15 protein-coding genes are annotated in these 20,896 nt (G+C 66.8%); 10 read left to right on the plus strand and 5 right to left on the minus strand.

What is annotated here, in order from left to right:
* The first annotated feature begins 294 nt into the window (after positions 1 to 294).
* From map to LDO29_RS23420, 3 genes are all read left to right on the plus strand, one after another.
* A complete protein-coding gene (gene map, locus LDO29_RS23410) occupies positions 295 to 1,113 on the plus strand; it encodes a type I methionyl aminopeptidase (protein WP_224082125.1) in 819 nt (272 codons plus the stop codon).
* A 76-nt stretch (positions 1,114 to 1,189) separates the two neighbouring features.
* Positions 1,190 to 3,772, plus strand: coding sequence for a [protein-PII] uridylyltransferase (locus LDO29_RS23415; protein ID WP_224082126.1), 2,583 nt, complete (start codon positions 1,190 to 1,192; stop codon positions 3,770 to 3,772).
* 23 nt (positions 3,773 to 3,795) lie between these two features.
* Positions 3,796 to 5,622: a pseudouridine synthase gene (locus LDO29_RS23420; protein WP_224082127.1), complete on the plus strand. Its 1,827-nt coding sequence runs from the start codon at positions 3,796 to 3,798 to the stop codon at positions 5,620 to 5,622.
* A 99-nt stretch (positions 5,623 to 5,721) separates the two neighbouring features.
* Here the strand turns inward: LDO29_RS23420 and def are convergent, their stop codons facing one another.
* The 4 genes from def to smc all read right to left on the minus strand — a co-directional run bounded on the left by def (position 5,722) and on the right by smc (position 13,326).
* Positions 5,722 to 6,255, minus strand: coding sequence for a peptide deformylase (def, locus tag LDO29_RS23425; RefSeq protein ID WP_224082128.1), 534 nt, complete (start codon positions 6,253 to 6,255; stop codon positions 5,722 to 5,724).
* Complete coding sequence (ligA, locus tag LDO29_RS23430; protein ID WP_224082129.1) at positions 6,252 to 8,387, minus strand: NAD-dependent DNA ligase LigA; 2,136 nt, start codon at positions 8,385 to 8,387, stop codon at positions 6,252 to 6,254. The genes def and ligA overlap by 4 nt, the downstream gene beginning before the upstream one ends.
* 12 nt (positions 8,388 to 8,399) lie before the next feature.
* Positions 8,400 to 9,704 carry a cell division protein ZipA C-terminal FtsZ-binding domain-containing protein gene (locus tag LDO29_RS23435; protein ID WP_224082130.1) on the minus strand — a complete coding sequence of 435 codons (1,305 nt, stop codon included), beginning with the start codon at positions 9,702 to 9,704 and terminating at the stop codon, positions 8,400 to 8,402.
* 106 nt (positions 9,705 to 9,810) lie between these two features.
* On the minus strand, positions 9,811 to 13,326 hold the full coding sequence (gene smc / locus LDO29_RS23440; RefSeq protein WP_224082131.1) for a chromosome segregation protein SMC: 3,516 nt from the start codon (positions 13,324 to 13,326) through the stop codon (positions 9,811 to 9,813).
* A 407-nt stretch (positions 13,327 to 13,733) separates the two neighbouring features.
* Between smc and LDO29_RS23445 the strand changes: the two genes are divergently transcribed.
* The gene (locus LDO29_RS23445; RefSeq protein WP_224082132.1) at positions 13,734 to 14,561 is read left to right on the plus strand and encodes a ferritin-like domain-containing protein; all 828 of its coding nucleotides are present in this window, start codon (positions 13,734 to 13,736) and stop codon (positions 14,559 to 14,561) included.
* A 13-nt stretch (positions 14,562 to 14,574) separates the two neighbouring features.
* On the opposite strand, the gene LDO29_RS23450 is transcribed toward LDO29_RS23445, so the two are convergent.
* The gene (locus LDO29_RS23450; protein WP_224082133.1) at positions 14,575 to 15,537 is read right to left on the minus strand and encodes a DMT family transporter; all 963 of its coding nucleotides are present in this window, start codon (positions 15,535 to 15,537) and stop codon (positions 14,575 to 14,577) included.
* 176 nt (positions 15,538 to 15,713) lie between these two features.
* Between LDO29_RS23450 and dapC the strand changes: the two genes are divergently transcribed.
* From dapC to prmB, 6 genes are all read left to right on the plus strand, one after another.
* Positions 15,714 to 16,913 carry a succinyldiaminopimelate transaminase gene (gene dapC / locus LDO29_RS23455; RefSeq protein WP_224082134.1) on the plus strand — a complete coding sequence of 400 codons (1,200 nt, stop codon included), beginning with the start codon at positions 15,714 to 15,716 and terminating at the stop codon, positions 16,911 to 16,913.
* A 125-nt stretch (positions 16,914 to 17,038) separates the two neighbouring features.
* Positions 17,039 to 17,866: a 2,3,4,5-tetrahydropyridine-2,6-dicarboxylate N-succinyltransferase gene (gene dapD / locus LDO29_RS23460; RefSeq protein ID WP_224082135.1), complete on the plus strand. Its 828-nt coding sequence runs from the start codon at positions 17,039 to 17,041 to the stop codon at positions 17,864 to 17,866.
* Between the two features lie 114 nt (positions 17,867 to 17,980).
* Entirely contained in the window at positions 17,981 to 18,340 is a 360-nt protein-coding gene (locus tag LDO29_RS23465; RefSeq protein ID WP_224082136.1) for a hypothetical protein, read from the plus strand.
* Positions 18,341 to 18,373: 33 nt separating this feature from the next.
* Positions 18,374 to 18,721: an ArsC family reductase gene (locus tag LDO29_RS23470; protein WP_224082137.1), complete on the plus strand. Its 348-nt coding sequence runs from the start codon at positions 18,374 to 18,376 to the stop codon at positions 18,719 to 18,721.
* Between the two features lie 16 nt (positions 18,722 to 18,737).
* Complete coding sequence (gene dapE, locus LDO29_RS23475; RefSeq protein WP_224082138.1) at positions 18,738 to 19,889, plus strand: succinyl-diaminopimelate desuccinylase; 1,152 nt, start codon at positions 18,738 to 18,740, stop codon at positions 19,887 to 19,889.
* Positions 19,890 to 19,932: 43 nt separating this feature from the next.
* On the plus strand, positions 19,933 to 20,826 hold the full coding sequence (prmB, locus tag LDO29_RS23480) for a 50S ribosomal protein L3 N(5)-glutamine methyltransferase (protein ID WP_224082139.1): 894 nt from the start codon (positions 19,933 to 19,935) through the stop codon (positions 20,824 to 20,826).
* Positions 20,827 to 20,896 lie beyond the last annotated feature (70 nt).

Raw genomic sequence — 20,896 nt, forward strand, 5'->3', positions numbered from 1 at the left:
GGAACACCCCGGATGGGCGGACCAGCGATTTCACGACTTCAAAAATCGACCGGCAGCGGCAAATGCTGCGCCGCAAACAAGTCAGCCCGCTATTCTAGCAACAAATGCCCGCACCACTCAAGCGGACCACAAATCTGCCAGTGCAGGCACGGGGAAGCGGGAAGTGCCGCTCATCTGACCCCGATTGCACGGACAACCGCTGCGATCAAGCGCCGATGGTGCGATAATCCCACATTACCTATCTGATTCCGGCGCGGCCCATGGCCCCGCCTTCACTTTTTCTGGCGAAGCAGCATGAGCATCCACCTGAACACCGCCGAAGACGTCGCCCAAATGCGCGTGGCTTGCCGCCTTGCCTCGGAAGTCCTCGACTACATCACGCCGTTCGTCAAACCCGGCGTGACCACCGGCGAACTCGACCGGTTGTGCCACGCCTATATGCGTGACGTGCAAGGCACCGTACCGGCGCCGCTGAATTATGCGCCCCCGGGCTACCCACCCTTCCCCGGCGCCATCTGCACTTCGGTCAACGACGTGATCTGCCACGGCATTCCCGGCGACCGCGTGCTCAAGGGCGGCGACGCCATCAACCTGGACATTACGGTCATCACCAAGGAAGGCTACTACGGCGACACCAGCCGCATGTTCATCGTCGGCGAGGGGTCGATCCTGGCCAAGCGGCTCGCGCAGGTGACCTACGAATGCATGTGGAAGGGCATCGCGCAGGTGCGCGCCGGAGCCCGCCTGGGCGATATCGGCCACGCCATCCAGGTGCACGCGGAAGCTGCCGGCTACAGTGTGGTGCGCGAGTACTGCGGCCACGGCATTGGCAAGAACTTCCATGAAGACCCGCAGGTCCTGCATTACGGCCGCGCGGGAACCGGCGCCGAGATCAAGGCAGGCATGATCTTCACCATCGAGCCGATGATCAACGCTGGCAAGCGCGACATCCGCACCATGCCAGACCAGTGGACGGTCAAGACCCGCGACCGCAGCCTGTCCGCGCAGTGGGAACATACAGTGCTCGTGACCGAAACCGGCTACGAGGTGCTGACGGTGTCCGCCGGCACGCCCGCGCCGCCCGCATTCATTACGGAGTCGGTCGCGGCCTGAGCCGCAACCTGGTTGGGGGCGCCTGACGGGCGCCTTTCTTTTTCCAGCCGTGCCCACGAACCATCCTGCCCAGCCCATGGACACCACGCCGGAACTCCTGCTCGCCGCACGCGTTCGCGACCAGTTGAAGGCCGACAAGCAGGCCCTGTTTGCCGATTTTGGCCAGACCGTCCAGGTCGGCACGCTCATCACGCGCCTGCGCCGCGCCGTGGACGCCGCGCTCATCGAGGCCTGGCGCGGGCTGGACATGCCCGCCGACGCCGCGCTGGTGGCCGTCGGCGGCTACGGCCGCGGGGAACTGTTCCCGTACTCTGACGTGGACGTGCTGCTGCTGCTGCCGTCCGAACCCGATGCCGGCACCGCGAGCCGGCTCGAACGGTTCATCGGCATGTGCTGGGACCTGGGGTTGGAGATCGGCTCCTCGGTCCGCACCGTGGAAGACTGCATCCGTGAAGCTCGCGCGGACATCACCATCCAGACCTCGCTGCTGGAAGCGCGCCTGCTGACTGGCGAGCGCAAGCTGTTCAACGCGCTGCGCACGCAGCACCAGGCCGACCTGGACCCGGCAGCCTTCTTCCAGGCCAAGCTGCTGGAGATGCGCCAGCGCCACGCCAAGTACCAGGACACACCCTATTCGCTCGAGCCCAACTGCAAGGAGAGCCCGGGCGGCCTGCGCGACCTGCAGGTAATCCTGTGGATGACCAAGGCCGCAGGCCTCGGCGACAGCTGGAAAGAGCTGTTCGAAAAAGGGCTGCTGACGCAGCGCGAAGCGCAGGAACTCGCCCGCAACGAACGCCTGCTGAAGACCATCCGCGCCCGCCTGCATCTCGTCGCCGGGCGCCGCCAGGACGTCCTGGTGTTCGATCTGCAGACCGCGCTGGCCGAATCCTTCGGCTACCGCCAGAACGACAACAAGCGTGCCAGCGAGCAGCTGATGCGCCGCTACTACTGGGCCGCCAAGGCAGTGACCCAGCTCAACAGCGTGCTGCTGCTCAACATCGAGGCCCTGCTGTTCCCGAGCGAATCGCAGGTGACGCGCGTGGTCAACGAACGTTTCGTCGAGCGCCAGGGCATGCTGGAGATCACCAGCGACAGCCTCTACGAAAGCGACCCGCACGCCATCCTCGAGACCTTCCTGCTGTACGAGCGCACGCCGGGCATCAAGGGATTGTCCCCGCGCACGCTGCGCGGCCTTTACAACGCGCGCACCGTGATGGATGCACGCTGGCGCAACGACCCCGAAAACCGCCGCCTGTTCCTGGCCATCCTGCAGGAACCGCAAGGCATCACCCACGCGCTGCGCCTGATGAACCAGACCAGCGTGCTGGGCCGCTACCTGATCAACTTCCGCCGCATCGTCGGCCAGATGCAGCACGACCTGTTCCACGTCTACACCGTGGACCAGCACATCCTGATGGTGGTGCGCAACATGCGCCGCTTCGCCATTGTCGAGCACACGCACGAATTCCCGTTCTGCAGCCAGCTGATGGCGAGATTCGACAAGCCCTGGGTGCTGTGGGTCGCGGCGCTGTTCCACGACATCGCCAAGGGCCGCGGCGGCGATCACTCGAAGCTGGGCACCGTGGATGCACGCCGCTTCTGCAAGCAGCATGGCATTGCGCGCGAGGACGCTGACCTGATCTGCTGGCTGGTGGAGCACCACCTGACCATGAGCCACGTGGCGCAGAAGCAGGACCTGACCGATCCCGAAGTCGTGCACGCCTTCGCACGCGTGGTCGGTGGCGAACGGCACCTGACGGCGCTGTACCTGCTGACCGTGGCCGATGTCCGCGGCACCAGCCCCAAGGTGTGGAATGCCTGGAAAGGCAAGCTGCTCGAAGACCTGTACCGCATCACGCTGCGCGTGCTGGGCGGCGCCAGGGTCGACCCGCATTCGATCTGGGCGCAGCGCCAGGAGGAAACCATCGCGCAGCTGCGCCTGAAGGCCTTCGACCCGGAGCTGGGCAAGCCACTGTGGGCGCAGCTCGACGTGGCTTTCTTCCTGCGCCACGATTCGCGCGATATCGCCTGGCTGACCCGTCACTTGTTCAACAAGGTGGACAGCCCGGTGCCGGTGGTGAAGGCACGGATTTCCCCTGCCGGCGAGGGCTTGCAGGTAGCGGTCTATGTCAAGGACCAGCCTGACCTCTTCGCCCGCATCTGCGGCTACTTCGAACGCAAGGCATTCTCGATCCAGGACGCCAAGATCCACACCACCCGCCACGGCTACGCACTGGATACGTTCCAGGTGACCGACCCGGGCATGGCCGGCGATGGCGGCAACTACCGTGACATCCTTGCGCTGGTAGAGCACGAACTGGGCGACCGCCTGCAGCAACAGGCCGCACTCCCGGAACCCAGCCAGGGCCGCCTGTCTCGCCAGTCGCGCAGCTTCCCGATCAAGCCGCGCGTGGACCTGCGTCCGGACGAGCGCGGCCAGTATTACCTGCTGTCGCTGTCGGCCAACGACCGCACCGGCCTGCTCTACGCCATCACGCGCGTGCTGGCCAAACATCGCGTGTCCGTGCATACGGCGCGCATCAACACCCTTGGCGAACGCGTCGAAGACGTGTTCCTGGTCGACGGCAGCCGTCTTGCCGCCGATAACCGATTGCAGATTCAGCTTGAACAGGACCTGCTCGCCGCGCTGGAAATCTGACCCGGCCGCGCAGCATTGAAGATATGACCGACAGCAATTCGCCGAAGCGCAAGACGCTCGGCATCAAGCCGCCCGCCGGCACTGCCCCCCGCAAGCCGGCCGGCAACCGGCCCGTGCGCGTCTCCGACCTGAACCGCAAGCGCGTCCAGGCCGTGGCCGAAGGCATCCGGCGCGCGCAGGGCGGCGCTGGAGCCAAGTCCGCCAAGGGCGCGACGTCCCCCGCCGACCCTGCCGCGGGCCGCTCCCCGCGGCCTGCTCGCGGCGACGGAGAACGTCCGCCGCGTCACGGCCGTCCCGCCGACGGCGAGCGGCAGGCACGTCCGCGCCGTTTCGACGATGACCAGCCACGTCCTCGCCGCTTTGGCGACAACGAGGCCCGTCCACGGCGGTTCGGCGATGACGACCGTGCACCGCGCCGGTCTGGTGATGACGAGCGCCAGGCGCGCCCACGCCGCTTTGCCGATGACGACGCACGCCCTCGGCGTTTCGGCGACGACAACCGGCCGCCGCGCCAGCAGCGCACCGAAGGCCGCGAACCGCAGCGCCGTTTCCGGGATGATGAGGCACGCCCTCGCCGCTTCAGCGACGACAGCCGTCCGCCGCGACCGCGACGCACCGAGGGCGGCGAGACGCCGCGCCGTTTCAGCGATAACGAGGCACGCCCACGCCGTTTTGGCGATGACGACACGCGCCCCCGGCGCTTCAGCGACGACAACCGCCCGCCGCGCCAGCGACGCACCGTAGGCGGAGAACCGCCGCGGCGCTTCCGTGACGACGAGGCACGCCCACGCCGTTTTAGCGATGACGACGCGCGCCCCCGGCGCTTCCGCGACGACGAGTCGCGCCCACGCCGCTTCGGCGATGACGATGCGCGTCCGCGACGTTTCAGCGATGACAATCGCCCGCCGCGCCGCTATGGCGACGACGACCGCCAGCGCCGCGCACCGGGCACCGGTGGCAGGCAAGGCGATGCGCCGGCGCGCCGCTTCAGCGACACTGCCGACCGCTCGCGCCCGGCCCGCGCCGACAAGCACCCCGCCCACGCCGGCGGCAGTGATACACCCGGGTCCAGCCACGATGACGGCCTCGTCCGCCTGTCCAAGCGCATGTCGGAACTGGGCCTGTGCTCGCGGCGCGAAGCGGACGAATGGATCCCGCGCGGCTGGGTGCTGGTCGACGGCAAGCCCGTGACCGAGCTCGGTTCGCGAGTGCGGGCCGACGCCAACATCGAGATCCTGCAAGCCGCGCGCTCCGAGCAAGGCGAGCGAGTCACGGTGCTGCTGCACAAGCCTGTGGGCTATGTCTCCGGCCAGGCTGAAGACGGCTACGAGCCAGCCGTCGTCCTGTTCACTGCGGAAAACCAGTGGTCGGAAGACCCCACGCGCAAGCGCTTTGCGCCGTGGCAGCGCAAGAGCCTGGCTCCTGCCGGCCGCCTGGATATCGATTCGACCGGCCTGCTGGTCCTGACCCAGGATGGCCGCGTGGCCCGCGCCCTGATCGGCGAAGACTCGACCATCGAGAAGGAATACCTGGTGCGCGTGCAATGGCACTCGCCCGAGGGCGTGGTCGAACGCAATGTCAGTGAAGTCTTCCCGGCAGAGAAGCTGGAACTGCTGCGCCACGGCCTGTCGCTCGACGGCGTGGCGCTCAAGCCGGCCAAGGTGAGCTGGCAGAACGAGGAGCAGTTGCGGTTCGTGCTGCGCGAAGGCCGCAAGCGCCAGATCCGCCGCATGTGCGAGCAGGTGGGCCTGCAGGTGGTGGGTCTCAAGCGCGTGCGCATGGGCCGCGTCGTGCTGGGCGACCTGCCGCCGGGGCAGTGGCGCTTCCTTGGGCCGTTCGAGAAGTTCTGAGACACTTGCATCGCATTGTCGGCGCGTCGCCGGCGACGACGTACCAATAGAAACGGGGCGCCAGTTGGCGCCCCGTTTCTATTGTGGACATGCTGCCCTTCAGTCGTCGCTGTTCGGCGGCAGGTCCGGGAACAGCACCTCGGTAAAGCCGAAGCGCGTGAAGTCGCGCACACGCATGGGATACAGGATGCCTTGCAGGTGGTCGCACTCATGTTGCACGACGCGTGCGTGAAAGTCTTCCGCCACGCGCTCGATGCGGCTGCCCATCAGATCGTAGCCACTGTATTTGAGGCGCGTGTAGCGCGGCACGACGCCGCGCAAGCCGGGCACCGACAGGCAGCCTTCCCAGCCATCCTCCAGCTCGTCGGACAGCATCTCCAGCACCGGGTTGATGAGCACCGTCTTAGGCACTGTCGGCGCGTCAGGATAGCGCGGATTGCGGTCGAAGCCGAAGATCACCACCTGCAGGTCCACGCCGATCTGCGGCGCCGCGAGGCCTGCACCGTTGGCATGGTCCATGGTGTCGAACATGTCTTCGACAAGCGTGCGCAACTCCGGCGTATTGAAGCGCTCGACCGGCCGCGCCACCTGCAGCAGGCGTGAATCGCCCATCTTGAGAATCTCGCGGATCATGGCTGTTCCCCCGGTTGGTCCACGCCGGCCGATTCCAGCAGCGCCAGCATGCCGGCCTCATCGAGCACCGGCACGCCCAGGGCCTCGGCCTTGTCGAGCTTGCTGCCGGCCTCGGCGCCGGCCACCACGTAGTCAGTCTTCTTCGAAACCGAACCGGCCACCTTGGCGCCCGCGGCCTCCAGCATTTCCTTGGCGGCCTCGCGCGACAGGCTCGGCAACGTGCCGGTCAGCACAAAGGTCTTGCCTGCCAGCGGTGCGGGCGCCCGTGCGGCAGGCTCGCTTTCCGGCCAGTGTACGCCTGCCGCGCGCAGCTGCTCGATGACCTCCACGTTGTGCGGCTCGCCGAAGAAGTTGACGATCGACTGCGCCACCACCGGGCCCACATCGTTGACCTCCAGCAGCGCCGCCTCATCGGCCGCCATCAAGCCGTCGAGCTTGCCGAAATGGCGCGCGAGATCCTTGGCCGTGGCCTCGCCCACGTGACGGATGCCCAGCGAAAAGATGAACCGGTTGAACGTGGTGCTGCGCGAAGCTTCGATTGCCGCCACCAGGTTCGTGGCCGACTTGTCCGCCATGCGATCGAGCGCCGCCAGCTTGGCCACACCGAGCTTGTAGAGATCGGCCGGCGTGCGCACGATGCCCTGGTCGACCAGCTGCTCGACCACCTTGTCGCCCAGGCCCTCGATATCCATGGCACGGCGCTGCGCGAAATGCAGCAGCGCCTGCTTGCGCTGCGCCGCACAGATCAGGCCGCCCGTGCAGCGCGCGATGGCTTCGTCTTCCAGGCGCTCGATGTGCGAACCGCACACCGGGCAGGTGGTCGGCATCACGAATGCTCGCGCACCTTCCGGACGCCGCTCCAGCACCACGGCGACGACCTCCGGAATCACGTCGCCGGCGCGGCGTACGATCACGGTATCGCCGATATGCACGTCCTTGCGGCGCACCTCATCCTCGTTGTGCAGCGTGGCATTGGTCACTGTCACGCCGCCGACGAACACCGGCTGCAAGCGTGCCACCGGCGTAATGGCACCGGTGCGGCCGACCTGCACTTCGATGTCCTCGACGATGGTGGTCATCTCCTGCGCAGGGAACTTGTGCGCCAGCGCGAAGCGCGGCGCGCGCGACACGAAGCCGAGCTGGTCCTGCTCGGCCAGCGCGTTGACCTTGTAGACCACGCCGTCGATGTCATACGGAAGCTGGTCGCGCTGCTCGCCCACCTTGCGGTAGAAATCCAGCAGGCCTTGCGCGCCCTTCACCACCGCGCGTTCCTTGCATACCGGCAGGCCCATGGTGGCAAAGCCGTCCAGCATGGCGCTATGGGTCGCAGGACGATCGATGCCCTGCAATTCGCCCAGCCCATAGGCAAAGAACGACAGCGGACGCTTCGCGGTAATGCGCGGATCGAGCTGCCGCAGGCTGCCGGCCGCGGCATTGCGCGGATTGACGAAGGTCTTCTCGCCGGCCTCGGCCTGGCGCGCATTGAGCTTGTCGAAATCGCGGCGGTACATGAAGACTTCGCCGCGCACTTCCAGCACCGCGGGCGCAGCACCGCGCAGCTTGAGCGGGATTGCCTTGATGGTGCGCACGTTGGCCGTCACGTCTTCGCCGGTCTCGCCGTCGCCACGTGTGGCCGCCTGCACCAGGCGGCCGTCCTCGTAGCGAAGCGACATCGCCAAGCCGTCGAACTTCAGCTCGCATGCATACTCTACGGCTTCCGCGGCACTGAACAGGTCCTGCTCGGCGCCGGCCGCAACGTTGCGGCCGAGTCCTTGTGCGCAGCGGCGGTCAAAGCCGACCACATCCTCGTCGGAGAAGCCGTTGTTGAGCGACAGCATCGGCACGCGGTGACGTACGGTATCGAACGCCGACAGCGGAGCGCCACCCACACGCTGCGTCGGCGAATCGGGCGCCAGCAGTTCCGGATGCTCGGTTTCCAGCGCCTGCAGCTCGGAGAAAAGCGCGTCATACTCGGCATCCGGGATGGTCGGTGCATCCAGCACGTAGTACTGGTAGTTGTGGCGGTCCAGCTCCTCGCGCAGCCATTGCACACGTTCGGCGGCGGCTACGGGCGGCAAGCCGCCGGCCGGCGCGGAGGCATCAGCCGGCGCACCGCGATGGGTTGCGTTCATGACAGGCTCCGGCTAGACGCTGAACAACCGTGCCGCCACTGGCGAACCGGCGGGCATGCCCCGCGCTTCCAGCTTCTGGTAGAGGGTCTCGAGCTGGTTGAAGATCGCGACGAACGACGCCTCGGTCAGTGGCCGCATATTGTCGTCGACCAGTTGCGCGCCCATGCGCTGGGCCAGCGAGTAGCCGTATTCGCAGACGGTCTTGAACGGCTTGCCGCCCTGGTCCGCCTGCGGCACGTCAAGCAGCAGCGTGATCTGTCCACCGCCCTTGACGGTCAGGTCATCGCGCAGGAAATTCGTGTCGCCGAACTGCAGCGCGAACAGCGGGCGCTGTACGCCCTCTGCGTTGGCGTGGTAGCGAATGAAGCGCGTACCGTCGCGCGACAGCACCAGTCCGTCCTGCGTCGCCACGCTCTGCACGTAGGCGGCCGACCACGGCGCGCCGTCCGAAATCACGTTGACGCCGAGCTGCACGTCACTGCCCGCCGCGAATGCATCCAGCTCGCGCGCATTGGCCACGGTCTCGGTCATGTCCGGCAATTCGGCCGAAGCATCCAGCGACTCGGCCAGTGCTTCGACGGCGTTCACGAATTCCGAGAATTCCAGCGCATTGAGCGGGCCGCTGCGGTTGGCAAGCTGCACGGCTACCTGCAGGTCCTCGTACTGATGGCCTGCCGTCACCGGCTCCCACGCATTGGCTTCCGCGCGCAGGCCCTCGATATGGATCTGCTTGGTGCCGGCGCGGCGCAGCCGGCCAGTCAGCGGCAGGATACGGTCGCCCGACGCCTTGCGCTCCAGGTGCAGCGGCACGATGCAGTCGATCAGCGGATCGATCGTGGCCGGCTGCGGCTGGCCGTCAGGCACCACCGGCTCGGCCGCCCTGGCCGGCGGCACTTCGGCTTCCACCTGGCTCTCGGTTTCCGACTCGGGTTCGGCCTCCGCAACAGCGGAGGCGGCTGGCGCGGCCGCCAGCGCCACCTCGTCGGCCACGGCATCGTCGGCGTCGGCCGAGCTGGCGGCTGCCGAAGCGGCCGCCGCCGCAACCTCATGCTGTGCCGGGCGTGCGGCAGGCGTCAGGGTCGGCTCGCGGCGCTCGACGTGCTCGGGCGCGGGCGCCTCATGCAGCTTGGCGGCCACCTCCGGCGAGGTCGACTGGCCGACCACGGGCTCGCGCATCGGCGGGAGGTCGTCCTCGGGGCGCAGTTCGCGCGGGCGGCGCGCCTTGCGGATCTGCCACTGGTTGTAGCAGAACAGCAGCGCCAGGAAAACAAGACCGGTGACGATCAGCGCGGTCTGCAGGTCCATGTTGAAGCTCATGCTGCAATCTCCGAAGCGCCCATGTTGGTCACAGCACTGTAGTGTCGGTTGCGCGCAGCATTCGCGGGCGTGCGCCGCCCCGCTGCGCGGGGCCCCTGCTTACTGCTCATGCTGCCTCCGCCATCGACACTGCCGCATCCATGTCCACCGCCACGATGCGCGACACGCCCTGCTCCTGCATGGTCACGCCGATCAGCTGGTGCGCCATTTCCATGGCGATCTTGTTGTGCGAAATGAAGACGAACTGCGTCTTGTCCGACATGCGGGCCACCATATTGGCGTAGCGCTCCGTATTGGCGTCGTCGAGCGGGGCGTCCACCTCGTCCAGCAGGCAGAACGGGGCCGGATTCAGCTGGAACATGGCAAACACCAGCGCAATCGCGGTCAGCGCCTTTTCGCCGCCCGACAACAAATGAATGGTTGAGTTCTTCTTGCCCGGCGGCTGCGCCATCACCTGCACGCCGGCATCGAGGATTTCCTCGCCGGTCATGATCAGGCGCGCCTGGCCGCCACCGAACAGCGACGGGAACAGCTCGCCGAAATGGTGGTTGACCTGGTCGAACGTGCCTTGCAGCAGCGCGCGGGTTTCCTGGTCGATCTTGGCGATGGCATCTTCCAGCGTCGTGATCGCATCGTTCAGGTCAGCCGACTGCGCGTCGAGGAAGGTCTTGCGCTCGCGCGCCGCGGCCAGTTCGTCGAGCGCGGCCATGTTCACCGGGCCCAGCGCATTGATGGCATTGTTGATGCGCGTGACTTCGCCCTGCAGGTAAGAGGGCTTGAGATCCCCCGTCAGCTTGTCGGCCAGCGCCACCTCGTCGACCTGCGCGGTCGTCAGTTGCTCGCTGTATTGCTCCTGGTTCAGGCGCGCGGCCTGTTCCTTGAGCTGGCATTCGGTGATGCGGTCGCGCAACGGCTGCAGGCTGCGCTCGGCGGCCAGGCGCTGCTCGTCGTGCTGGCGCAGCTGGGCAGACAACGCATCGAGCTCGATGCGCGCGGCGCCAAGCTTCTCTTCCTTCTCGGCACGACGTTCGAGTGCGTCCTGCAGGCCAGTGTGGGCGGTCTGCTCGTTGATCGTTTCGAGTTCCGCGCGTGCGTTCTCGAGCGATTCGGCGATGCGTTCGGCCTGGTCGCTGGCCACCTGGATATTGCGGTGCAGTTCCTCGATGCGGCTGGCCAGGTTGCGTTCGGCAAAGACCGCCTCCTGCGCCGCGCGTTCGAGGTCGCGCAACTGGTGGCGCGCTGCCGACAGCTTGCTGTCCAGCGCTTCGAACGCCATCTGCTGGTCTTCATGCGTGGCCTGCATCTCGGCCAGCGCGGCATCGTGCTGCTCGAAGCTCGCTTCGGATTCGGCGCGGATCGCACGCTGCTCGTCGATCTGCGCGCCGATTTCCTCGAGTTCCTCGCGGATCTGGCCGCTGCGCGCTGCGTAGCGCTCCATCGCCTGCGACAGCTTGAGCACGTCCATTTGCAGCGCATGCACGCGGCGCGTCGCCTGCTCGCCGCGCGTGCGAGCCTCGGCCAGGGCCTGGCTCGCCTGGGTATAGGCGGCTTCAGCGCGGACGGCCTGGCTCTTGGCTTCATCCGAGAGCAGCATCTGCGCACGGGCCTGCTTCTGCAGGTTCTCGATTTCCTGCTCGCGGGCCAGCATGCCCGCCTGCTCGGAATCGGCGGCGTAGATCTGGATGGCGTTGCGGCCAATCAGGTGTCCTTCCGCCACCACGAACGACGCACCTTCGGGCAACGTGTTGCGGGCGGCCAGCGCCTGCGTCATGTCCGTGGCCGTGTAGATATCGGCCAGCCAGTCCTGCATCACGGCGCGGATGCCCGGCTCGGCGACCTGCACGAGCGACATCAGCGGACGCAGGCCGGCAGGGGCCTCCGCCGGCCGCGCCGCGGGCGGCGGCGAATAGAACGCCAGCTTGGCGGGCGGCGCATCCGAAAGGAAGGCCTTGACCCAGTCCAGGTTCGACACCTCGAGCGCGGCGAGCTTCTCGCGCAGCACCGATTCCAGCGCGTTTTCCCAGCCCGGCTCGATATGAATCTTCTTCCACAGCCGCGGCAGCTCCGCCAGGCCATGCTTGGCCAGCCACGGTTGCACCTTGCCGTCGGTCTGCACGTTCTCCTGCAGCTGCTTCAGCGCGGACAGGCGTGCCTCCAGGGCGGCAATCGCGGCGGCTTCGCCCTGCACGCGCTCCTGGGCGGCGCGGCGCTCGCCATCGAGGCGCGGCACGCTGTCCTCGGCATCGGCCAGGATAGCCTGCGCTTCCTCCAGCACGGCTTCCTGCTCGGCCAGTTCGGCGCGCGCCTGCTCCAGCCGCGTCTCGTCCGGACGGTCCAGTCCCTTTTCCTCGCCCGACAGGCGTTCACGGCGCTGTTCGAGCTGCTGCAGCATCTGGTCGGCGCTGCGCTGCTGCGCGGCTTCGAGCTTGAGCGCCTGTTCGGCCTGCATGATGCCGGCGCGCTGCTCGTTGAGCAGTTGCTGCGCGTCGCGCCACTGGGCTTCCAGCGTGGGCAACTCGTCGTTCTTCTGGGCCACCGCTTCCTGCGCTTCCACGGTGCGCCCTTCAGACACGGCCAGGTTTTCCTCGGCCTGCGCGAGTTCGTCGCTGGCCTGCTCCGACTTGGCCTGCCACTGCTCGCGCTGGGCGGTCAGCGCCGCGATCTGGGCCTGCACGCGGTTGCGCGATTCCACCACGTAGCGGATCTCGGCTTCCAGCTTGCTGACTTCCGCATTGGCCTCGTACAGCGCACCCTGCGCCGCGTGCATGCCATCGGATGCCGCGTAGTGCGCGGCGCGCATGGTTTCTAGCTCGGCCTCGACATGGCGCAGTTGCGCCGTCTGGGCTTCCAGGTCGATCTGGGCTTGTTCGATGGCGCGCTGGTGGCGCTCCTGCTCAACCTGTGCCTCGCGCTTGCGCAGCAGCCACAGCAGTTGCTGTTTCTCTTCGCCGTCGGCCTGCAGCGTCTTGAAACGCTGCGCAACCTCGGCCTGCCCTTCGAGCTTCTCCAGGTTGGTGCCCAGTTCGCGCAGGATGTCTTCCACGCGGGTCAGGTTCTCGCGCGTGTCGGACAGGCGGTTTTCGGTTTCGCGGCGGCGCTCCTTGTATTTGGACACGCCCGCGGCTTCTTCCAGGAAGATCCGCATGTCATCGGGCTTGGCCTCGATGATGCGCGAGATCATGCCTTGGCCGATGATGGCGTAGGCCCGCGGCCCCAGGCCCGTGCCCAGGAAGATGTCCTGGATGTCGCGGCGGCGTACCGGCTGGTTGTTGATGTAATAGGACGAAGTGCCGTCGCGAGTCAGCACGCGCTTGACGGCCACTTCGGTATATTGGCTCCACTGGCCGGCGGCACGTCCCTCGGCATTGTCGAACACCAGTTCGACGCTCGCCCGGCCGGCCTGCTTGCGAGCCGTGGAACCGTTGAAGATGACGTCCTGCATGGACTCGCCACGCAGCTCGGACGCACGTGACTCCCCCAGCACCCAGCGGACTGCATCAATGATGTTGGATTTGCCGCAGCCGTTGGGACCTACGATGCCCACCAGCTGGCCGGGCACCTGGAAATTGGTCGGATCGACGAAGGATTTGAAGCCCGCCAGCTTGATCGAAGATAGTCGCACGGTTGTCGTGTGGTATCGGCGCTGATGGCAGCGCGCGCAGCATTAGAGCGTTCAGGAATGAGCGGCGCACGCGGACGGGCGGACGCGGCGTGCCGCCGGCGTCCCTTCTCGCCCCCCGTGCCCGAGAATTGGCGGTAATCATACCATCGCGACCCGGCCTTCCGGCCGCTTCGGCAGTGGGTTCCACGGCATTTTTCCGGGGCGGTTTTCCTTTGCGAGCGGCCATTTACGAGCGTTTCCGCAAGCACTTTTGCGGTTTGCCCGCACCAGCCCAATTGCAGCAGTTATGTAACAACCGGGAAACTTACTAGGGTAAATGCTAGTCTCTCAAACATGCCAGCGTGACGCCGAATGCTCTCCGGATCGGGAGTCCGGCGCTGCATCCGGCCTTTTGCGGAGGATCGAGCATGAGCCAGTCGTCAGAGGCAAACCTGCCGTGGTCTGTCAGCGAGATTGATTACCGGGCAATCCAGTCCGAACGCGTGCGGGGCAACCGCGACCTGTTCTACCTGCTGGTATCGGCATCGTTCATCGAGAGCGGATCCGACACCTATGCCGGCAACCTTGCGACCTATTACGCCGGGGTGCCCGACGCGGCCGGGTGGCTATCCGACCACTGGGAGGCAGAGGAACTGCAGCACGGCCTGGCGCTGCGCCGCTATGTCGAGCACGTCTGGCCTGAATTCGACTGGGAGCGCGGCTACGAACGCTTCTTCGCCGAATACAGCCAGACCTGCTCGATCGACCAGTTCGAGCCGACCGGGGCACTGGAAATGGCGGCCCGCTGTGTCGTCGAAACCGGTACGGCGGCCTACTACCGTGCGCTGGAACAGGCCAGCAACGAGCCGGTGCTCCGCACCCTGACGCGCCGCATTGCCAATGACGAGGTGCGGCATTACAAGCACTTCTTCCGCTTCTTCAACCGCTTCGCCGAGTGCGAGGGGCTCGGCCGCGCCAGGGTGTTGGGTGCGCTTGCGCGCCGGCTACTCGAGATCAAGAACGAGGATGCGGCCATCGCGCTGCGCAATGTGCTGCGCATGGAACGCGGGCAGGAAGACATCCCGGATCACGAAGTGAAGGCGCTCAACTCGCGCGTCAGTGCCGTGGTCCGGCGCCACCTGCCAGTGGAAATGACCGTGAAAATGCTGCTGCGGCCGCTGCGCCTGCACAGCACCGTGGAGCGCGTCGTGCGCAAGCCACTGGTGGCAGTCGTGACGCGGGTCATGCTGCACTGACCCGCGTACCCGCTCAGACGGCGGCTTCCGCCCCTGCCACGGCTTCCGGTCTGCGGCGGCCGCGATGGACCAGGCCCGACAAGGCGCCGGCAGCAACAATGCAGAGGCCGCCGACGGCCTCCTTCCAGCTCAGCGTCTCGGTTGCCAGCCACCACGACGACACGGCCGCCACCACGATCTCGAACAGCATCAGCAGCGACACGCGGTTGGCCGGGAGGCGCTGCAGGCCATACTGGACCACCGAGTTGCTCAGCACCAGCACCGCCGCGAGCCCTGCCACCAGGGCCGCCACGGCGGCGCCCGCCCCCGGCACGATTGCCGCCGATGGCGCGTCGAGCAGCAGCGCGCAAGGCACGCCGACCGCGGAGCAGCCTAGGTACACCACCACCGTGCGCAGGCGCGCATCCATGTCGGGAAACCGCTGCCCGGCGCGCCGCGACAGCACGTTGTTGACGGCGAAGCCCATCCCGCCCGCCAGCCCGGACCATTCCGCGGCGCTGCCCGGCAGCGGCACGCCAACCTCGGGCGTCCAGAGCATCAGGCCGGCACCGGACAATGCAAGCGCGATCAGCGCCAGGCCACCTGTCGACAGCCGTTCGCCAAGGAATAGCCGCGCAAACAGCGCGGTCCAGACCGGGGTCAGGTAGAACAGGAGCAGCACGCGCATGACATGCCCATTCACGCTGCCCCAGACAAAGCCTGCATTGGTCACGCCCGCGGCCAAACCGATTGCCACGAACAGCCACGATGCGCGCATGCCGCGCAGGTGCTTGCGGAACGCCAGCAGCGAGACGACGGCCGCCGCGCAACTCACGAGTGCCGCGGCGCTCATGCCACCGAGGCCCCAACCGGCAAGCACGCGGTATGGGAACCACGCAATGCCCCAGACCGAGGCACCGATCAGAATGGAAAGCGAGGACTTGACCGAATGATGGTCGGCGGCGCCATGTTGCGCCGCAATATTATTCTTGGTCATTTAGGAATGGCTACGGAAGGGCCGGCCAGCAGGGAAGCGCGCTCATCCGCCGCCGGCATCACATGCCGGTGATGCCCGGCATCCGCACACCGGATGCGCCGCGCGGGCCGCGCCGTCGCACGGGAAAGCGCGCCGTTCCCTTATAATGCTGCGTTTCAACCGGCCCCATCCAGAACGTGAATCCGCGCCTCGACCTGCTCCAGCCCTACCCCTTCGAGAAACTGCGGGTGCTCTTCGCGGAAGTGAAGCCGGCCGACAAGCCAGCGATCAGCTTCGGCATCGGCGAACCCAAGCATCCCACGCCAGAATTCATCAAGAAGGCGCTGGCCGAGGCGCTGGCGGGGCTGGCGAATTATCCCACAACGGCCGGTTCCGATGCACTACGACAGTGCATCGCCGCCTGGCTGGAACGCCGCTACGGGCTGCCCAAGGTCAATGCCGCGACCGAAGTGCTGCCGGTGACCGGCTCGCGCGAAGCGCTCTTCGCGTTCGCCCAGACCGTGGTGGACGGTACCCGCCCCGGCGCGCTGGTGCTGTGCCCGAACCCGTTCTACCAGATCTATGAAGGCGCCGCGCTGCTGGCCGGCGCCACGCCGGTGTTCGCCAACAGCGACCCGGCCCGCAACTTCGCCCCGGCGTTCGAGCGCATTGCCGACGATGTCTGGCAGAAGGTGCAATTGCTCTACGTCTGCTCGCCGGGCAATCCGACCGGCGCGGTGCTGTCGCTGGAGGACTGGAAACAACTGTTCGCGTTGTCGGACAAGTACGGCTTCGTGATCGCCTCGGACGAGTGCTACTCGGAGATCTACTTCGACGAGAGCCGCACGCCGCTGGGTGCGCTGGAGGCTGCCCACAAGCTGGGCCGTGGCTTCGAACGGCTGGTGATGTTCTCGAGCCTGTCCAAGCGCTCGAACGTGCCCGGCCTGCGCTCCGGCTTCGTCGCCGGCGATGCCGCCCTGCTGAAGAAATTCCTGCTATACCGTACCTACCACGGCGGCGCGATGAACCCGGCAGTGCAGACCGCCAGCATTGCCGCCTGGAACGACGAAGCCCACGTGCGCGAGAACCGCGCCGCCTATGTGCGCAAGTTCAGCGAAGTGACGCCGATGCTCGCCGAGGTGCTGGACGTGGCGTTGCCGGACGCCGGCTTCTATCTGTGGGCCGATGTCTCGCGCACTGGCCTGACCGATGTCGAATTCGCCGCGCGACTGCTGGCCGCGCAGAACGTCACGGTGCTGCCGGGCAGCTACCTCGCGCGCGAAGCCGATGGCATCAACCCCGGTGCGAACCGCGTGCGTATGGCACTGGTGGCCACGCCGGAGGAATGCCTGGAAGGGGCGCGGCGAATCGTGGAATTCTGCAAGTCGCTGGGCTGAGGGCTTTGTCTCAGCCACTGGTTTGCGCCCCTCTCCCGCTGAGGGGAGAGGGAGAAAACAATTGGGCCAGTCCACCAGATCGCCAGACCGAAACTTTCAACCATTCAACACCTGAGAAGACGAACATGACGCAAGCTCTGCAAGCCCTGATCGACCAGGCCTGGGAAGACCGCACCAGCCTGTCGCCGAAGTCCGCCCCCGCCGATATCCGCGAGGCGGTCGCCAACGTCATCGGCCAGCTCGATGCCGGCACCCTGCGCGTGGCCGAGAAGCAAGGCAAGGACTGGATCGTCAACCAGTGGGTCAAGAAGGCCGTGCTGCTGTCGTTCCGCCTGGAAGACAACGCGCCGATGAGCGCCGGCGGCTTCGCCCAGTTCTACGACAAGGTCCCGACCAAGTTCGCCAACTGGAGCGCCGACGACTTTGCCAAGGCCGGCTTCCGCGTGGTGCCGCCCGCCGTGGCACGCCGTGGTTCGTTCATCGCCAAGAACGCCGTGCTGATGCCGTCGTACGTGAACATCGGCGCCTATGTCGATGAAGGCACGATGGTCGATACCTGGGCCACCGTCGGTTCGTGCGCGCAGATCGGCAAGAACGTCCACCTGTCGGGCGGCGTGGGCATCGGCGGCGTGCTGGAGCCGCTGCAGGCCAACCCGGTCATCATCGAGGACAACTGCTTCATCGGCGCGCGTTCGGAAGTCGTGGAAGGCGTGATCGTCGAAGAGAACTCGGTCATCTCGATGGGCGTGTACCTGGGCCAGTCGACCAAGATCTACGACCGCGAAACCGGCGAAATCCACTATGGCCGCGTGCCGGCCGGCTCGGTCGTGGTGGCGGGCAACCTGCCGTCCAAGGATGGCAAGTACAGCCTGTATTGCGCCGTGATCGTCAAGAAGGTGGACGCGCAGACCCGCGCCAAGACCAGCCTGAACGACCTGCTGCGCGGCGACTGATCGCCCGCGGCCGGCCGGCTGGCTGCCCCGCGCATGGCGGGGCAGCCAGCCGGGCCATCCCCTGCATCACCCCGCCACACCGCCCGCGACGTGCCCTCCCTCCGCAAGCGACTCATGGCCCTGGACCCTACCACCGTCAGCACCGTCCTCTCCCTCCTGCCCACGATCCTCGAACAGGCCAACAAGACCATCGACAAGATCAAGAAAGGCCGGCGCAAGGATGACGGTCCGGAAGGTGCCGCGCCGGAAACGCGCGACCCGGCCGCACGCATCGCGGAGCTGGAAGCTGCCGCCGTGCAGCAGGCCGAGGCGGTCAAGCTACTCGCCGAGCAGCATGCCATCACCATCGACGCCCTGCGCAAGGAAGCGGCGCGGCTGGACCGCCGCCTGCGGCTGATGACGACCGTGGCCATGGCCGGCGTGGCGCTCGGCCTGGGCGGCCTGGTGATTGCCCTCAACCTGCTTTTCCGCTGAACCGCTGAACCTCGGCACAAGACCCGACACGCCATGACCGTCCTGCTCTACGGCATCCCGAACTGCGACACCGTCAAGAAGGCTCGCACCTGGCTGGACGCCAACGGCGTCCCCTACACCTTCCACGATTTCAAGAAGCAAGGCGTCGACGAAGCCATGCTGCGCGGCTGGCTGAAGCACGTGCCGCTGTCGACGCTGCTCAACCGCAAGGGCACCACCTGGCGCGCGCTGTCGGACGCCGACAAGGCCCGCGCCGAGGAGGAAGCCGGCGCCATCGCGCTGATGCAGCAAAGCCCTTCGCTGATCAAGCGCCCGGTGCTCGCGCACAATGGCAAGGTCAGCGTGGGTTTTTCCGCCGACCAGTACGCCAGCCAGTTCTGATTTTTTCCGTCCTCCCATGACCGCCACCCTTGCCCTCACCGAAGACCTGATCCGCCGCCGCTCCGTCACACCCGCGGACGAAGGCTGCCAGGCCGTGCTGGAAGCCCGCCTGAAGGCGCTCGGCTTCGCCTGCGAAGCCATCGTCAGCGGCCCGGACGATTTCCGCGTGACAAACCTGTGGGCCGTGAAGCGCGGCACGCAAGGCAAGGACGGCAAGCTGCTGGCCTTTGCCGGCCACACCGACGTGGTGCCGACCGGCCCGCTCGAACAGTGGCGTTCCGACCCGTTCGAACCGACGCACCGTGATGGCCGCCTGTTCGGCCGCGGCGCCGCGGACATGAAGACGTCGATCGCCGGCTTCGTCGTGGCGGTCGAGGAATTCGTCAAGGTGCATCCGACCCATGCGGGCTCGATCGCGTTCCTGATTACCAGCGACGAGGAAGGCCCCGCGCACGACGGCACCATCAAAGTCGTCGAAGCGCTGAAGGCACGCGGCGAACGGCTGGACTACTGCGTGATTGGCGAGCCCACCTCGGTCGACACGCTCGGCGACATGGTCAAGAACGGCCGCCGCGGCTCGCTGTCGGGCAAGCTTGTCGTCAAGGGCGTGCAGTGCCATATCGCCTACCCGCACCTGGGCCGCAACCCGATCCACGAAGCGGCTCCTGCGCTCGCCGAACTGGCCGCCGAGGTGTGGGACCAGGGCAACGAATACTTCCCGCCCACGAGCTGGCAGATGTCGAACATCCACGGCGGCACCGGCGCGACCAACGTCATCCCGGGCCACGTCACGATCGACTTCAACTTCCGCTTCTCCACGGCAAGCACGCCCGAGGGCCTGAAGGCGCGCGTGCATGCCATCCTGGACAAGCACAAGCTCGAATACACGCTGGACTGGACGCTCGGCGGCGAGCCCTTCCTGACGCCGCGCGGCGACCTGTCCGAGGCGCTGTCGGCGGCCATCGAAGCCGAGACCGGCGTCAAGACCGAACTGTCGACCACGGGCGGCACTTCCGACGGCCGCTTCATCGCCAAGATCTGCCCGCAGGTGATCGAGTTCGGCCCGCCCAACGCGAGCATCCACAAGATCGACGAGAACGTCGAAGTCCGCTTCATCGAACCGCTCAAGAACGTCTACCGTGGCGTGCTCGAACGGCTGATTGCCTGATCGCCTGCCGATCGCTCCTCCATCGACCACAGGACCCACGACCATGGCAACTCCCTCCCCGCTGCGCACCGTACGCGACCTGCTGCGCCTGGCGGTGTCGCGCTTCACCGCGGCCAAGCTCTCATTCGGCCACGGCAGCGCCAACGCCTACGACGAAGCCGCCTACCTGGTGCTGCATACGCTGAACCTGCCGCTCGACACGCTCGACCCGTTCCTCGACGCGCGCCTGCTGCCCGAGGAAATCGACGCGGTGATGCACGTCATCGACCGCCGCGTGAACGAACGCGTGCCGGCCGCCTACATCACGCACGAGGCCTATATGCACGGCCTGCGCTTCTACGTCGATTCGCGCGTGATCGTGCCGCGCAGCTTCATCGGCGAGTTGATGCAGGAAGGGCTGGAGCCGTGGATCGGCGAAACCTCCCAGGTCGGCCCGGTGCTGGAGCTTTGCACGGGGTCCGGCTGCCTGCCGATCCTGGCGGCCCACGTCTGGCCCAACGCACAGGTCGATACCGTCGACATCTCGCCCGACGCGCTCGCCGTGGCGCGCCGCAACGTGGCCGACTACAAGATGGAGGACCGCATCCACCTGTACGAAGGCGACCTGTACGCGCCGCTGCCGCCGGGCGCCACGTACGACGTGATCCTGACCAATCCGCCGTACGTCAACGAAGCCTCGATGCAGGCGCTGCCGCCCGAATACCTGGCCGAACCGCGCATTGCGCTGGCCGGCGGCGACGATGGCATGGACGTGGTGCGCCGGATCATTGCCGGCGCCAAGGCGCGGCTGAACCCTGGCGGCGTGCTGGTCGTGGAAATCGGCAACGAGCATGCGAATGTGGAAGCCGCCTTCCCGGACCTGGAAATCGTCTGGCTGCCCGTCAGCGCGGGCGAGGAGCAGGTTTTCCTGCTGACCTACGATGCCCTGCCCGGATAAGCGGCAACCGGCAGTACGGGGCGCGGACAGGCGCTGCGCCCCGAGTTCTGAAGCCTTGAAACTGCAGCAC

This window comes from Cupriavidus laharis (assembly GCF_914271435.1).
Lineage (GTDB): Bacteria > Pseudomonadota > Gammaproteobacteria > Burkholderiales > Burkholderiaceae > Cupriavidus > Cupriavidus laharis.

Excerpts from the sequence above, each read along its gene's own strand:
- map (WP_224082125.1), top strand. The coding sequence starts at position 295 with ATGAGCATCCACCTGAACACCGCCGAAGACGTCGCCCAAATGCGCGTG.
- LDO29_RS23415 (WP_224082126.1), top strand. The coding sequence starts at position 1,190 with ATGGACACCACGCCGGAACTCCTGCTCGCCGCACGCGTTCGCGACCAG.
- LDO29_RS23420 (WP_224082127.1), top strand. The coding sequence starts at position 3,796 with ATGACCGACAGCAATTCGCCGAAGCGCAAGACGCTCGGCATCAAGCCG.
- def (WP_224082128.1), bottom strand. The coding sequence starts at position 6,255 with ATGATCCGCGAGATTCTCAAGATGGGCGATTCACGCCTGCTGCAGGTG.
- ligA (WP_224082129.1), bottom strand. The coding sequence starts at position 8,387 with ATGAACGCAACCCATCGCGGTGCGCCGGCTGATGCCTCCGCGCCGGCC.
- LDO29_RS23435 (WP_224082130.1), bottom strand. The coding sequence starts at position 9,704 with ATGAGCTTCAACATGGACCTGCAGACCGCGCTGATCGTCACCGGTCTT.
- LDO29_RS23445 (WP_224082132.1), top strand. The coding sequence starts at position 13,734 with ATGAGCCAGTCGTCAGAGGCAAACCTGCCGTGGTCTGTCAGCGAGATT.
- LDO29_RS23450 (WP_224082133.1), bottom strand. The coding sequence starts at position 15,537 with ATGACCAAGAATAATATTGCGGCGCAACATGGCGCCGCCGACCATCAT.
- dapD (WP_224082135.1), top strand. The coding sequence starts at position 17,039 with ATGACGCAAGCTCTGCAAGCCCTGATCGACCAGGCCTGGGAAGACCGC.
- LDO29_RS23465 (WP_224082136.1), top strand. The coding sequence starts at position 17,981 with ATGGCCCTGGACCCTACCACCGTCAGCACCGTCCTCTCCCTCCTGCCC.
- LDO29_RS23470 (WP_224082137.1), top strand. The coding sequence starts at position 18,374 with ATGACCGTCCTGCTCTACGGCATCCCGAACTGCGACACCGTCAAGAAG.
- dapE (WP_224082138.1), top strand. The coding sequence starts at position 18,738 with ATGACCGCCACCCTTGCCCTCACCGAAGACCTGATCCGCCGCCGCTCC.
- prmB (WP_224082139.1), top strand. The coding sequence starts at position 19,933 with ATGGCAACTCCCTCCCCGCTGCGCACCGTACGCGACCTGCTGCGCCTG.